The 12,712-nt window shown below is 50.7% G+C and carries 16 protein-coding genes and 1 riboswitch; of the genes, 2 read left to right on the plus strand and 14 right to left on the minus strand.

Going from position 1 to position 12,712, the window contains the following annotated elements; translation table 11 throughout:
- The 3 genes from EFBL_RS21560 to ribD form a co-directional block, all read right to left on the minus strand.
- A partial coding sequence (locus tag EFBL_RS21560; RefSeq protein WP_231705891.1) for a 3,4-dihydroxy-2-butanone-4-phosphate synthase occupies positions 1–325 on the minus strand: 325 nt, incomplete at its 3' end.
- Positions 326–344: 19 nt separating this feature from the next.
- On the minus strand, positions 345–1,016 hold the full coding sequence (locus EFBL_RS18805; protein WP_096184016.1) for a riboflavin synthase: 672 nt from the start codon (positions 1,014–1,016) through the stop codon (positions 345–347).
- Positions 1,017–1,020: 4 nt separating this feature from the next.
- Positions 1,021–2,151 carry a bifunctional diaminohydroxyphosphoribosylaminopyrimidine deaminase/5-amino-6-(5-phosphoribosylamino)uracil reductase RibD gene (gene ribD, locus EFBL_RS18810; RefSeq protein WP_096184018.1) on the minus strand — a complete coding sequence of 377 codons (1,131 nt, stop codon included), beginning with the start codon at positions 2,149–2,151 and terminating at the stop codon, positions 1,021–1,023.
- A gap of 165 nt (positions 2,152–2,316) precedes the next feature.
- A riboswitch (FMN riboswitch) is annotated at positions 2,317–2,479 on the minus strand.
- Positions 2,480–2,633: 154 nt separating this feature from the next.
- Between ribD and EFBL_RS18815 the strand changes: the two genes are divergently transcribed.
- Entirely contained in the window at positions 2,634–3,881 is a 1,248-nt protein-coding gene (locus tag EFBL_RS18815) for a D-alanyl-D-alanine carboxypeptidase family protein (protein WP_096184020.1), read from the plus strand.
- A gap of 40 nt (positions 3,882–3,921) precedes the next feature.
- On the opposite strand, the gene EFBL_RS20805 is transcribed toward EFBL_RS18815, so the two are convergent.
- From EFBL_RS20805 to spoIIAA, 10 genes are all read right to left on the minus strand, one after another.
- Positions 3,922–4,077, minus strand: coding sequence for a hypothetical protein (locus EFBL_RS20805; protein WP_165912454.1), 156 nt, complete (start codon positions 4,075–4,077; stop codon positions 3,922–3,924).
- A 109-nt stretch (positions 4,078–4,186) separates the two neighbouring features.
- Positions 4,187–5,533, minus strand: coding sequence for a diaminopimelate decarboxylase (gene lysA / locus EFBL_RS18820; protein WP_096184022.1), 1,347 nt, complete (start codon positions 5,531–5,533; stop codon positions 4,187–4,189).
- Positions 5,534–5,700: 167 nt separating this feature from the next.
- Positions 5,701–6,291, minus strand: coding sequence for a stage V sporulation protein SpoVABEA (gene spoVAEA, locus EFBL_RS18825; protein ID WP_096184024.1), 591 nt, complete (start codon positions 6,289–6,291; stop codon positions 5,701–5,703).
- A 20-nt stretch (positions 6,292–6,311) separates the two neighbouring features.
- Complete coding sequence (gene spoVAE / locus EFBL_RS18830; protein ID WP_096184026.1) at positions 6,312–6,662, minus strand: stage V sporulation protein AE; 351 nt, start codon at positions 6,660–6,662, stop codon at positions 6,312–6,314.
- Positions 6,659–7,678, minus strand: a complete 1,020-nt coding sequence (gene spoVAD, locus EFBL_RS18835) for a stage V sporulation protein AD (RefSeq protein ID WP_096184028.1) — start codon at positions 7,676–7,678, stop codon at positions 6,659–6,661. Before spoVAD ends, spoVAE begins: the two co-directional genes overlap by 4 nt.
- Positions 7,679–7,690: 12 nt before the next feature.
- On the minus strand, positions 7,691–8,149 hold the full coding sequence (gene spoVAC, locus EFBL_RS18840; RefSeq protein ID WP_096184030.1) for a stage V sporulation protein AC: 459 nt from the start codon (positions 8,147–8,149) through the stop codon (positions 7,691–7,693).
- Positions 8,150–8,255: 106 nt separating this feature from the next.
- Positions 8,256–8,396, minus strand: a complete 141-nt coding sequence (locus EFBL_RS20810; protein WP_165912455.1) for a hypothetical protein — start codon at positions 8,394–8,396, stop codon at positions 8,256–8,258.
- 53 nt (positions 8,397–8,449) lie between these two features.
- Positions 8,450–9,199 (minus strand): RNA polymerase sporulation sigma factor SigF, encoded by a 750-nt coding sequence (gene sigF, locus EFBL_RS18845; RefSeq protein ID WP_096184033.1) that lies wholly within the window; start codon positions 9,197–9,199, stop codon positions 8,450–8,452.
- Positions 9,200–9,210: 11 nt separating this feature from the next.
- Entirely contained in the window at positions 9,211–9,651 is a 441-nt protein-coding gene (gene spoIIAB / locus EFBL_RS18850; protein WP_096184035.1) for an anti-sigma F factor, read from the minus strand.
- Positions 9,652–9,653: 2 nt separating this feature from the next.
- On the minus strand, positions 9,654–10,004 hold the full coding sequence (spoIIAA, locus tag EFBL_RS18855; protein WP_096184037.1) for an anti-sigma F factor antagonist: 351 nt from the start codon (positions 10,002–10,004) through the stop codon (positions 9,654–9,656).
- A 250-nt stretch (positions 10,005–10,254) separates the two neighbouring features.
- Here spoIIAA and EFBL_RS18860 point away from each other — a divergent pair, with 250 nt between their 5' ends.
- The gene (locus EFBL_RS18860; RefSeq protein WP_096184039.1) at positions 10,255–11,541 is read left to right on the plus strand and encodes a helix-turn-helix domain-containing protein; all 1,287 of its coding nucleotides are present in this window, start codon (positions 10,255–10,257) and stop codon (positions 11,539–11,541) included.
- Between the two features lie 53 nt (positions 11,542–11,594).
- Here the strand turns inward: EFBL_RS18860 and EFBL_RS18865 are convergent.
- Positions 11,595–12,712: D-alanyl-D-alanine carboxypeptidase family protein (locus EFBL_RS18865; RefSeq protein ID WP_096184041.1), on the minus strand; the 1,118-nt coding region annotated here is incomplete at its 5' end.

Raw genomic sequence — 12,712 nt, forward strand, 5'->3', positions numbered from 1 at the left:
CGCTTACGGTAATGGCCCGTTCGTAAGCGGAAATGCCGGTAGTGGTCCCTTCTTTCGCATCGACAGAGACGGTGAACGCCGTACCATGTGCATCCGTATTGATATTGACCATCGGATGCAGGTCCAGTTCTCTTGCCCGCTGTTCGGTGATGGGTACGCACACCAGCCCCCGGCCGTGGGTAATCATGAAATTGATGACTTCCGGAGTGGCTTTCTCGGCCAGGACGACAAAGTCACCCTCGTTTTCCCTGTCTTCGTCGTCAACGACAATGATGACTTTCCCCAGTAACAGATCAGCGATCGCTTCTTCGATTGAATGAAACATCTGATTTCCCTCCCCCTAATCAATCGGCAAACCCGTGCTGCCGAAGAAATTCCATTGACAATCCCTGCTTGTTGGCGGGATGAGGTTCTCCCGCAAAACCGAAACGGGCTTCCAGCAAACGTTCCACGTATTTTCCAATCATATCGCATTCCAAATTGACAGGATCGCCTGTCTCCTTGCCAATCAGATTGGTCTCATTGGCGGTGTGAGGAATAATGGAAACCCGGAAGCTGTTTTCTTCCCGATCCATCACAGTCAGGGAGACCCCATCAATCGCAATGGACCCTTTCGGCACGATGTATCTGAGCAGATCCGGCCCGGCTTCAATCCGGATCACCCTGGCATTGTCTTCACGGGCAATCGAACGGATGGTACCCACACCGTCAATGTGACCGGACACGATATGCCCGCCAAAACGGCCTCCCATCTGCATGGCCCGCTCCAAATTGACAGGACTTCCCGGTTGCAGGACGCGTAATGCGGTTCGCCGCATGGTTTCCGGAACCACGTCCGCTTCAAATCCGTTTTCATCAAAACGGGTGACGGTCAGGCAGACGCCGTTTACCGCAATGGAATCACCCAGGTGTGCGTCTTGCACAACCTTCTTTGCCTGAATCTTCAAGTGTATGGCGTTGCCCGAGGGCCGGACCGATGCCACCCGTCCCACTTCTTCAATAATGCCGGTAAACATTGTTTCACCTTCTTTCATCCTGCAGTTCCATATTCCGAAACTGCCGGTCCGGGTACCCGGTGACCGCCAGATCGTTGTCAAACATTTCGACACTTATATTCTGAAGCTGCACCGCATCGCTCATTCGGGAGAAGCCATTTCCCGCCAGTGGTGAAGGGCCTGTCCCACCAATCAGCTTCGGAGCCACAAACATGGTAACCTTGTCGATCAATTCCGCATCGAGAAATGACCCGTGGACTTCCGCTCCGCCTTCCACCAGAAGCAGGGTGATCTGTCGCCTGTACAATTGATCCAGCAATTGATGAAGGTTCACTTTGCCGTTATCCAGTCCAACTTGCAGAACGTCAACGGTTTGGGACTGCAGTGAGCGGATTTTTGCCGGGTCCGCGTTAGGACCGCAAACGAGGATCGTCGGCGCTTCCGGCCCAAGCACCCTGGCTGATTCAGGTATCCGCAGGTGTGTGTCAAGGATCACCCGAACAGGACTGCGTCCTCCCTCGGGAAGACGGGTAGTCAATTGGGGATCATCGGCAAGAACGGTTCCAATTCCGACAAGAATGGCGTCAGCTTGATCCCGATACCGGTGCACCTCCTGGCGGGCGGACTCGCTTGTAATCCATTTGCTGTCGCCGGTGCGGGCGGCAATTTTTCCATCCAGGGTCATGGCCGCTTTCATCCAGACAAAGGGTCGTCTCTTGGTAATCGCCGTAAGCCAGACTTCATTCATCCGCCGGGCCTCGCTCTCAAGGACACCGGTCACAACCTCAATCCCTGCCTGCCTGATGCGTTCCGCCCCTTGACCTGCCACCAGCGGATTCGGGTCAAGCATGGCGATGACAACTCTTGACACCCCTGATTGAATGACACGATCGGCACAGGGCGGGGTTCGACCATAATGGCTGCAGGGTTCAAGCGTTACGTAAATGGTGGCCCCCAACGCCTTGTCACCTGCCATATTCAGGGCATGAACTTCGGCATGCGGCTCCCCGGCCTTCAGGTGGGCACCCATTCCTACAATTTGTCCGTTGTTGACCACGACGGCCCCCACCATGGGATTGGGCCATGTTCTGCCGTTGGTCGCTGAAGCGATTTGCAATGCGAGTTTCATGAATTGTTGATCGTTCACGGCCTTCATCCTCAACAAAGTAAAATCGCCCTGAAGAATTCCTCTTCAGGGCGTACGGATAGCGTGAAAAGCAATGCAAAATAAACGGACATGCCGCAGAAAGCCCGCAGTCATACGGTCCCGGTATCATGCATAGCCTGAGACAAGGCTTGGGTACATCCCATGCCTTAAGCCGTTTTCCTTCTCCCATCCGGACTGTACCGTCGGTGTTGGATTCGCACCAAACTCCTGCTTCCCCGGTTCATCTCCGGGTCGGCTCGTGGACTTAGCAGACAGAATACCTGCATCACCACCGGTCGGGAATTGGCTGTCGCCTCACCCTGCCCTGAAGGAACTATGAAATTGAATATGTATTCAGTATACCGGGCCGGATAAGTTCTGTAAAGAGAAGTTCAGCAAAGTGGAATTGCAATATCCTTTAAACCGTAATAAAATAAGCATGTCCTACCGTAGAATTTCCAATGAAACTAACGATTTCCGGGGTGTAGCGCATGTTGCGAAAAATCATCATCTGGGTGCTGGCCATCATACTCGTAATTACAATGTTGCCCCTGTTCGCTTTTGCGGAAGAACAACCTTCCATTCAATCGCCCGGCGCATTTCTGATGGATATGAAGTCGGGGGAAGTCTTATATGCCAAGAACGAGCATCAGAAGTTTTATCCCGCTTCCATCACAAAGATTCTGACAGCAATTATTGCTCTTGAACAGTCAAAACTTGACGAGCAGGTACGAACCTCCAAGCTGGCGCGCGAACAGGAAGGGAACCGGGTATACCTTGCGGAAGGCGAATTTCAATCCATGGAAAATCTGCTCTATGGTCTGATGCTTAATTCCGGAAACGATGCGGCCATAGCCATTGCCGAACATATTTCAGGTTCGGTGGAAGCCTTCGCCGAACTCATGAACCGGAAAGCCAAGGAAATTGGGGCGCTGAACTCCCATTTCGTAAACCCCAACGGTTTGCATGACCCGGAACACTATACCACTCCTTACGATATGACCCTGATTGGAAAATATGCCATGCAAAACGAGAAGTTCAGGGAAATCGTCAAGACAGAGACAAGACCCTGGCACGGCAAAGAATGGGAATCGGTGCTGAACAATATTAATCCCATGCTGTACAACTATGAGGGAGTAAACGGGGTCAAGACCGGCTTTACCGACCAGGCAAAGCAAACGATCGTAGTATCGGCCGTACGCGGCGACCGGGAGTTGATCGGCACTTTGATGTTTGCCGATACGAGGCAGATGATTCGGCTTGATTCCACCGCTCTTCTGGATTACGGTTTTGAAAAATTCACCACCAGGAAAATTGTTGATAAAGAACAGTTTATCTCTACCGTGCCGCTTGGCAAGGAGCAGCAGATCGGCTTGAAGACGGCATACGAGTTTTACTTTACACACGCAGTGAAGGACAATCCTGACATACAAACCCGGGTTCAGTTGAACCCCCAATTGAAACCTCCGATCGCAGCAGGTGCAACCGTTGGCAGCTTGGAGATTGTATCAGCCGGAAAGGTAATAGGGTCGATTCCGTTGATTTCGGACAAGGAGGTCACTGTTCCCCCATCCTTCTTGCAAAAGCTGGGAGTCAATATTTCCTTCAGCTGGTGGTATACATTGCTGCCGGCACCGCTTTTCCTGATCGGCTTGATCTACCGCAGGGCAAGAATCCGTTCCATGCGGCAAGTTCACGTACAAAATTTTCGGGATTACCGGAATCAGAATTATTATTAGAGAGCAGAAAGGTGGCATGGATACTGCATGCCACCTTTCTTTATACTGCCCGTCTGACTGCGGGTACCGGTCCGGACTGCTTTCTGCCGACCCATCCTCTGATCATACCCCAGAAGGGAACAACGAATGCCCAAAGACCCCTTATGGCACCCGCCCATTGTACCAATGTAGAGATGACGCCAATGATGGCCCCCATTTTTATCACCCCTTTGTTTGCTTCCCTACAGGGTATGCATCCAAACGAAAAAAGCCAGCGGCAAAAGTCCAGCCACAGGCCAATTTAGGCGCATAGCACTAACATGAGGTTACCTGCTGGGCACCCGGGAGTGTTCGGAACCGCTCAGAAGACGCTCCGGAACCAAATCATTCTGCACCAGATCGTCCAGTGTCTCCCGTTTGACCACGAGATCCGCTTTTCCGTCCTTTACAAACACGACGGCCGGCCGGGCGATCCGGTTGTAGTTGCTGGCCATGGAGTAATTGTAGGCACCGGTGCAGGACACGGCCAGAATATCGTTTGCGCGCACCTCCGGCAATTCAATGTCCCAAATCAGCATGTCGCCGCTCTCACAACATTTTCCGGCAATGGAAACTGTCTCGACCGCCGGTTCCAGAGCCCGGTTTGCCAGCATGGCTTCATATTTTGACTGATACAGAGCCGGACGCGGGTTGTCTGTCATTCCCCCGTTCACCGATACATATTTCCGAATGCCGGGAATGTTCTTGGTCGAACCAACCGTATACAAGGTGGTGCCGGCAGCTCCGACAATCGACCGTCCGGGTTCGATGACCACTTCCGGATATTCAAGGCCTCTGATGGCAAACTCCACCTTGATTGCATCTGTTATGGCATCTACATAGGCTTCCAGAGCCAGCGGAACGTCTTCTTCCGTATACCGGATGCCAAATCCGCCCCCTACGTTCAGTTTCCAGAAAGCATATCCGAGAGCTTTCCCAGCCCATTCGTACAAATCGGCCACTCGGGAGACGGCAACTGAGAATCCATCGGTTTCAAAAATTTGGGAACCGATATGGGAATGAAGACCTGCCAACCGAATCCCCTCAAGCATTAAGGCTGTTTGAATCGCCTCTTTTGCTTGTCCGCTCATCACGTCAAAACCAAATTTCGAATCTTCTTGCCCGGTAGAGATATATTCATGTGTATGGGCTTCCACTCCCGGCGACACCCGCAGCAGAATGGTAACCGTCTTGCCGGCAGCCTTCGCCATTCCTCCAAGCAGTTCCAACTCCCGGAAATTGTCCACGACAAATTCCCCAATTCCCACTTTCAGGGCATACTCGATTTCTTCCGGAGTCTTGTTGTTGCCGTGAAAGTGGATTCGGTCTGCCGGAAACCCTGCCTTCACCGAGGTATGCAGTTCACCTGCCGATACCACATCCAGGCACAAGCCCTCTTCTTCTATCAGCTTGCACATGGCCATCGTACAAAATGCCTTGGACGCGTAGCCGACCTGGTAGCGGAGTCCGCTTCTGTCAAAGGCCCGCTTAAATGCCCGGCAGTTCTCCCGGATTAACGTTTCATCATATACGTACAAAGGTGTTCCAAACTTTTCAGCCAACTCCACTGTATCGCAACCGCCTATTTCAAGGCGGCCTTGTTCGTTGATTCGGCTTGTGCCGTGAAGATACATCGGCTCTGCTCTCCTCCCAAAGAAAATAGTCAGTCAATGAAAGTATTGACTGACATTATAACATGGTTTGAACCAAACAGGGAACATAATAAACACATGTTGATTTTAACACTAACTCGGTTGCCGGTCCTTGTCCTGCGGCCGGACGATCCTCGGACGTTTGTTGATCATCCGGAATTGTAACCATTCCGTTTTAAGATTTCCAGGATGGCGGAAGTAGTGATGGGTGCCCCTTTATAATAAGCATCACGGCCCATCATTTTTCCAATGTCGCCGATTCCGACAACGACCGGAACTTCACATTCTCTGAGTACGTCAACTGTATCGCCTGAGATTACAGGGTTGCGCAAACCAAGGGGTTCGCCGTATTTATCCACTCCGTCCCGCACAATGTTCCCTTTCGAGTCCAGAGAGAAATCCACTTGCGTACCGTCAACCAGCCGGGTATTGGAAGCCACCGCGATGGCGCCGATTACTTCAATCGATGGATGACTGACAAATTCCCGAAGGGCTTTCTCGCCATGCCCTTCTTCGTCATGACCGTTGTCGTCAAACATGACCAAAACGGGATCGTGCAAGGCTTGGTGTACCAATTCCACAATCTCACGACCGGAAAGGGGTGTGGGATTTCCGGCAGATCGTGATATGACCCGGGCCCCAACCTTCCGGGCGGCAGCTTCCACAGTTTTACGGGCAATTTCGTCCCCATCCGTAATCAGTATGACTTTCCGTTTGGCAGGAGTTTGATCACAGGGCATTGGACTACTCCCTTTCTTGATTATCCTCTGGCTCTAAATACCAGCGCTGCCAGAAAGCTGAAAATGATGGCGGAAGAGATTCCGGCGCTGGTAACCTCGAAGATCCCGGTAATAATCCCGATCAAACCGCTGGAATTGGCTTCCTGCATGGCCCCGTGAACCAACGCATTGCCGAAGCTGGTAATTGGGACTGAAGCCCCGGCTCCGGCAAACTCAATCAATGGATCGTATAACCCCAATCCGTCCAAAATCGCTCCTGCCACCACAAGTACAACCATCACATGAGCGGGGGTAAGAGTTGTCAAATCCATTAACAATTGCCCGGCTACACAAATCAGCCCTCCGATTACGAAAGCCCAGACAAACGTCATGATGTCTCACCTCCGGCTTCAATCGATACAGCGTGCGCTATACAGGGGATGGTTTCCCCTTGCTGAACAGTGAGAGGCGACAGCAAAGCGCCTGTGGCGACTACCAGGACACGCTTCAAATCCCCTTTCCGGATCCGTTTCATCAAATGTCCGTAAGTGACAGCAGCACAACAGGCGCACCCGCTTCCACCTGAAAATACATCCGGTTGGTCCGGATTGTAGATAAGAATCCCGCAGTCGGTAAATTTCTCGCTTACAGAGCAACCTTCTTTTTCCAGCAAATCACGGGCTATGGGATTCCCGACCCGGGCAAGATCCCCGGTAATGATCAGGTCGTAGTCGTCCGGAGTTCTTCCCGTGTCCCGAAAGTGGGCCAGTATGGTGTCAGCGGCAGCCGGTGCCATGGCAGAACCCATTTCCCAAGGACTTTTGATCCCCATGTCGATCACTTTGCCAATGGTGGCGAATGTTATCATGGGGCCCTCCGTTCCCTTTCCCACGAGAGCGGCTCCGGCTCCTGTAACCGTGCAGTGGGCGGTTGGCGGTTTCTGCCCTCCATATTCGGTCGGATACCGAAATTGCCGTTCTGCCGTAGCATTGTGGCTGGAGGTTGCGGCAACCGCGTAATAGGCATATCCGGAATCAACAAGCTGGGCCGCCAGCGCCAACCCTTGCATCGACGTCGAACATGCCCCAAATATCCCATAGAAAGGAATTCCCAAGGATCGGGCGGAGAAATTTGAGATGCTGATCTGATTGATCAGGTCTCCGGCTATTACCATATCGATCTGATCCGATTGCAGGCCGGCCTTTTTTACCGCCATCTGAATCGATTCTTTCAACAGTTGTTCCTCTGCCTTTTCCCAGTTTTTTTGCCCCACATACGGATCGTCATGCAGCACATCAAAATCGTCACGAAGAGGTCCTTCCCCTTCTTTGGGGCCTCCAACGGCAGAAGATCCCAGTATGCGTGGAGAATTCTTGAAACTCCACGTTTGCTTTCCCACCTTCGCCATTCGTTTTCCCCCTTATAACCGCTCGACCAAATAGCGAACCAAAGCAACAAAAAACGCCGCCACGGTGCCATATACGATGACTGGTCCTGCGAGTCTAAACATATTGCCCGCTACTCCCAGCACGTATCCTTCACTTTTGTATTCCAATGCAGCGGAAGCCATCGAATTCGCAAACCCTGTAACAGGAACGGCAGAACCTGCACCGGCCCATTGCCCGATCCGGTCGTACACACCCAAGCCCGTCAAGAGGACAGAAAGGAAGATTAAGGTGGCAACCGTTGGGTTGGCAGCCTCCTTTTTGGAAAAGTCAAAGACCGTCATGTAGAAGGTCTGAACCAATTGCCCGATCAGGCATATGGTTCCCCCTACCAGAAAGGCGCGAATCACGTTTCTTCCGACAGGACGTTGGGGGGTTCTTGCCTTGGCAAATTGTTTGTAGCCTTGTTTGGCTTTCTTCCCGCTTGCTATCATGATCCACCCTCCTTTGGTTGCAATTGATGGTATTTAGCGTCTCACCAATTGTTTCCGAATATCCAAAAAACAAATACCTCAAACGATCATAAATCGTCTGAGGCATCTATAAACGGCTTGCGTTGGACACAGTGTCGTAATTGGGTGTCATGACAAAAACGTAGTAACCCCAACCGGCACCGCAACCGATCAGGAGTCCCAAAAGAAAGAGCATCAAAAGCTTGTGTTTCGTCATCCTGTTAAACATAAAGCCCTCCCTGAACCATATTACTTTAAAGTATGATCCCGGGAAGGGCTACTTTATCCCAACTGGTCTTTGATCGTTTGCAGGATCCGCTTTTCCAGCCGGGAAACTTGCACCTGTGAAATACCCAATACATCGGCAACCTCCGCTTGCGTCTTGTCTCTGAAGAATCGCAGGAACACAATCAGCCTCTCCCGCTCTGGAAGTTTGGCCAGTGCGTCATGCAAAGACAGTTTGTCGAACCAGCGTTCCTGGTTGTCATCTGCAATCTGGTCCATCAGATAAATGGGATCGCCGTCGTTTTCAAACACGGTTTCATGGATAGAAGCAGGTTGACGCAGCGCTTCCTGCGCAAACACCACTTCTGCGGGTTCCATTCCCATGGCTTCCGCTACCTCGTTGATATGGGGCTGCCGGCCCATATTTTTGGACAATTCGTCACGCACCCTGCGGATCTGGCGGGCTGTCTCCTTGAGCGATCTGGAGATCTTTACGGTGGAGTCGTCCCGCAAGAAACGTTGGATTTCCCCGATTATCATGGGAACTGCATAGGTTGAAAAGCGGACTTCAAAACTGAGGTCGAACTTGTCGATCGCTTTCATCAAACCTATGCAACCGATCTGAAACAGATCGTCCGGTTCATACCCCCGGTTCAGGAATCGCTGTACCACTGACCACACCAATCTTTGGTTGGCTACCACCAATGTTTCTCTGGCTGTCTGATCCCCCGCTTGGCTTTTCGCGATCAATTCCTTAACTTGTTCATCAGTCAGTTTGCCTTGTGAAGAAGCCTGATTTCTTTCCATAAAGAAACCCCTTAATGCCCTAATGCATGAGCACTTTTGATACTTTTCACCAAACGGACTCTTGTTCCCCTGTTAAGCTCAGATGTAATTTCAATTTCGTCCATAAAGTTTTCCATAATGGTAAATCCCATGCCTGAGCGCTCAAGTTCAGGCTTGGATGTAAACAGCGGTTGGCGGGCCTGATCAATGTCGGAGATGCCGACGCCTTGGTCTTCAACAATGAGTTCAAGCCTGTTTCCTTCCAAGGAACAAGTAACTGTTACAATTCCTTCTTTGCCTTCATATCCGTGAATAATTGCATTTGTTACAGCCTCTGAAACAACAGTCTTGATTTCCGTCAGTTCTTCCATGTCGGGATCCAGTTGGGATACAAATGCGGCAACTGAAACCCGCGCAAAGGACTCGTTCCGGGACAGGCTCGGAAACTCAAGTTTCATAAAATTGCGGGCCATGATTATACCTCCCCCATTTCCGTCAAAGCACGGGTTTCGGTATCATATACCGGCAAAATCTTGAGGATGCCGGACAGTTCGAAGAGTTTGCGCATGGAATCATTCACCGCGCACAGTGACATTCTGCCCCCCAATTGGGAGATGCGCTTATACCGTCCCAGAATTACGCCCAATCCGGAACTGTCCATAAAAACCAGCTGTTCGAGCGTGAATATCAAATTCCTGCAGACACCTTTATCCAATTCCTGTTCCACGCGATCCCTTACCAATTCAGCTGTGTGATGATCCAGTTCACCAGCCAAACGAACTACCAGGGTGGTTCCGATCTTCTCCGTTCCCACTTGCAGGCTCATTTCCAACTCCCCCTGTATATCCAAATCTACAAAGGGTATTCGAGCGGCAGCAAAATATTTCCTGCCAACCGACAAAACTAGAAGTTATTCGAGCAAATCTGTCAAAATCCGGTTGGATGTGTATCTTACCATTATCACTTTTTCCCGGCCTGTTTAAACAAGCGGAAACAAAAAACGCACTTCACTATTCCCCTGACTGAGGGAGTCTAGTAAAATAGGGTGGGGTAAGAAAATAGGGGGAACAAAGCAAATGCAAAAAACTCTCGGACAAAAAATCAAACACCTGCGTAGGAGCAAGAACTTGACACAGGGAGAACTTGGACATGGCTTGGTGACACCCAGCATGATCAGTCAAATAGAAGCCGACAAAGCAAGTCCGTCACTGAAATTGTTAGCGGAACTTGCTGACCGGCTGGGAGTGAGTCTTGATTATTTCCTTAATGAAATCCAGGCCAAAACGGAGGTCAATGGAACGTTAAAGTCTGCACGGGCTTTAATGGAAGCGGGAAAGTTCGAATCGGCACTTAAACTTTTGCTGGAATTGCTTAATGACCAGACCGTTCATTGTCCCTCTACGGAAATCCGGCTGGATGTGGCGCAGTGTTTGGAAAAAACGGGCAAAACGGAAGAAGCGCTTGCTCTCTATGACGAGATTCACCGCAATTGCATAAGCCGGGGCGAATACCTATATTGCGTCAAAGCGCTGCGGGCCATGGGTCAAATCGAATTTGAAAAAGGAAATTTGATTCTGGCGGACTTCCATTGGAACAAAGCGGCGGCTCTTGGACTCCGGGAGCTTGGCGGCGAAAACGATCTGCTGTCAGACGTGCTGTTGCTCCTGGCCAGATCCCAAAACAGACTGGGGTCCCATGCGGATGCATTGGAAACGTTGAAACAAGCCAAATCGATCCTGCAAGATCAATCGGACGCCAAAAAAACCGCCGTTCTTATGCAAACCTATTGCGAAGTGCATCGGGACCTGGGCCTGTATAAGAAAGCCGAGGAATATGCCCAGGATGCGATTTCCCTATATAAGAGCCTGAACATGCCTGTGGAAGCCGTATACATGACTGCAACACTCGCTCAGATTCTGGATGAAAACGGGCGATCGGAGGAAGCTCTCAATCTCCTCCGGAATTGCTTTGAACAATCCGATAGTGATGTCATGGAGAACATCTCTTACCTGCATTCGGTTATCGCAAGAATCTTCATGAGATTGGGCATGTTTGACGAAGCACAATCCCACTGCGAGAAAGTCCTTGTCCTGGGAGACAATGATCATGATGCAAGAATTCGGGCTTACAGGACATTATCTGAGATCAGCTTCAAGCGTGAACAATATTCGCAAGCCATCTATTATTGCGAACAACTGATCCAAATGGGGCAGCTCCAGAATCGCATCGCCGAACTGGCTCGCTCTTTTGCCCTGTTATCCGGTATTTACAAACAGCAAGGAAACTATGCAAGCGCCACGGAAACATTTCTGCGCATGCAAAAAGTGGTGGAAACCAACCTTCGTGAAATTACCGTCTCCTAAAGAAACAGAGTGTGAGCCCCGGGATCACACTCTGTTTCTTTGCAGTATTAAGATCATCCGCCAAGACGGAGCCAATTGCCATAAGTTCGCTTGAATATCGTGCCAAAACCCGCTTTTTCCACGTCCTGTCCTGCCACAATGTTGCTGCGGGCAGTTTCTTGTCCGTTTTTATAGATGACCACGTGCCCCACGACAGTACCTTTTTGGACGGGAGCCTTGACCGGAACGTATTCTACCCGATAAGTGAAGGCGTCTTTCTTCTCCCCTTTTTTCATCAGGATGCCAATGGTATCCTGTGCCAAGAGCGGAATGGTTCCGGGTGAGCCTTTGTCCACTTGCGCTTGCTGGACGATCTCCCCTTTTTTGTAAATAGGTTCACTGAAATAATTGGCAAAGGCCCAATCAAACATGCCTGCAATTTCCGCGTTCCGGGTGGGTGAAGTAGGCTCTCCCAGCACAACGGCAATCACTCTGAAATCTCCCCGCTTGGCAGTTGCCGACAGACAATATTTGGATTCCTGGGTAAACCCGGTTTTAAGTCCGTCAACCCCTTGGTAAAACCGGACCAGTTTGTTCGTGTTCACCAACCAGAAAGGTTTCTCTGTCTCCTTGCGCAGATAATCCTGATACATGGACGTCCACTTGAGTATAAGTTCGTGTTTCAGCAATTCCCTTGACATCACGGCTATGTCATGGGCCGAAGTATAATGGTTCTCCACCGGCAATCCGTTGCAGTTGGAGAAATGGGTGTTCTTCATCCCCAACTGTTCCGCGCGTTCATTCATTAGTCTGACAAATTCTTCTTCCGATCCGGCCAAGTGTTCGGCAACAGCCACCGATGCATCATTCGCCGAACCCAAAGCAATGGCTTTCATCATATCTTCCAGCGTCATCTCTTCACCAGGTTCAAGATACACCTGGGAACCACCCATGGAAGCGGCCCTTTCGCTGGTTCGGATCTTGTCCGTCAGCTTTACTTTCCCCGACTCCAGAGCCTCCATTACAAGCAGCATGGTCATGATCTTGGTAATGCTGGCGGGTGGCAATTTCTCATGACTGTTTTTCTCGAACAGGATTTGGCCTGTGGCCGCATCCATCAAGATGGCTGAAACTGCATTCTTTGCTATCTGAACCTGCTGTTTCTTGTCCTCTGCCCTGGACTCCGCGGCTG

The organism is Effusibacillus lacus (genome assembly GCF_002335525.1).
GTDB classification, from domain to species: Bacteria; Bacillota; Bacilli; order Tumebacillales; family Effusibacillaceae; genus Effusibacillus; species Effusibacillus lacus.

What these genes read in the sequence shown, in the direction of transcription:
- EFBL_RS18805 (WP_096184016.1), bottom strand. Translation starts at nt 1,016, where the DNA reads ATGTTTACCGGCATTATTGAAGAAGTGGGACGGGTGGCATCGGTCCGG.
- ribD (WP_096184018.1), bottom strand. Translation starts at nt 2,151, where the DNA reads ATGAAGGCCGTGAACGATCAACAATTCATGAAACTCGCATTGCAAATC.
- EFBL_RS18815 (WP_096184020.1), top strand. Translation starts at nt 2,634, where the DNA reads ATGTTGCGAAAAATCATCATCTGGGTGCTGGCCATCATACTCGTAATT.
- EFBL_RS20805 (WP_165912454.1), bottom strand. Translation starts at nt 4,077, where the DNA reads ATGGGGGCCATCATTGGCGTCATCTCTACATTGGTACAATGGGCGGGT.
- lysA (WP_096184022.1), bottom strand. Translation starts at nt 5,533, where the DNA reads ATGTATCTTCACGGCACAAGCCGAATCAACGAACAAGGCCGCCTTGAA.
- spoVAEA (WP_096184024.1), bottom strand. Translation starts at nt 6,291, where the DNA reads ATGCCCTGTGATCAAACTCCTGCCAAACGGAAAGTCATACTGATTACG.
- spoVAE (WP_096184026.1), bottom strand. Translation starts at nt 6,662, where the DNA reads ATGACGTTTGTCTGGGCTTTCGTAATCGGAGGGCTGATTTGTGTAGCC.
- spoVAD (WP_096184028.1), bottom strand. Translation starts at nt 7,678, where the DNA reads ATGGCGAAGGTGGGAAAGCAAACGTGGAGTTTCAAGAATTCTCCACGC.
- spoVAC (WP_096184030.1), bottom strand. Translation starts at nt 8,149, where the DNA reads ATGATAGCAAGCGGGAAGAAAGCCAAACAAGGCTACAAACAATTTGCC.
- EFBL_RS20810 (WP_165912455.1), bottom strand. Translation starts at nt 8,396, where the DNA reads ATGTTTAACAGGATGACGAAACACAAGCTTTTGATGCTCTTTCTTTTG.
- sigF (WP_096184033.1), bottom strand. Translation starts at nt 9,199, where the DNA reads ATGGAAAGAAATCAGGCTTCTTCACAAGGCAAACTGACTGATGAACAA.
- spoIIAB (WP_096184035.1), bottom strand. Translation starts at nt 9,651, where the DNA reads ATGGCCCGCAATTTTATGAAACTTGAGTTTCCGAGCCTGTCCCGGAAC.
- spoIIAA (WP_096184037.1), bottom strand. Translation starts at nt 10,004, where the DNA reads ATGAGCCTGCAAGTGGGAACGGAGAAGATCGGAACCACCCTGGTAGTT.
- EFBL_RS18860 (WP_096184039.1), top strand. Translation starts at nt 10,255, where the DNA reads ATGCAAAAAACTCTCGGACAAAAAATCAAACACCTGCGTAGGAGCAAG.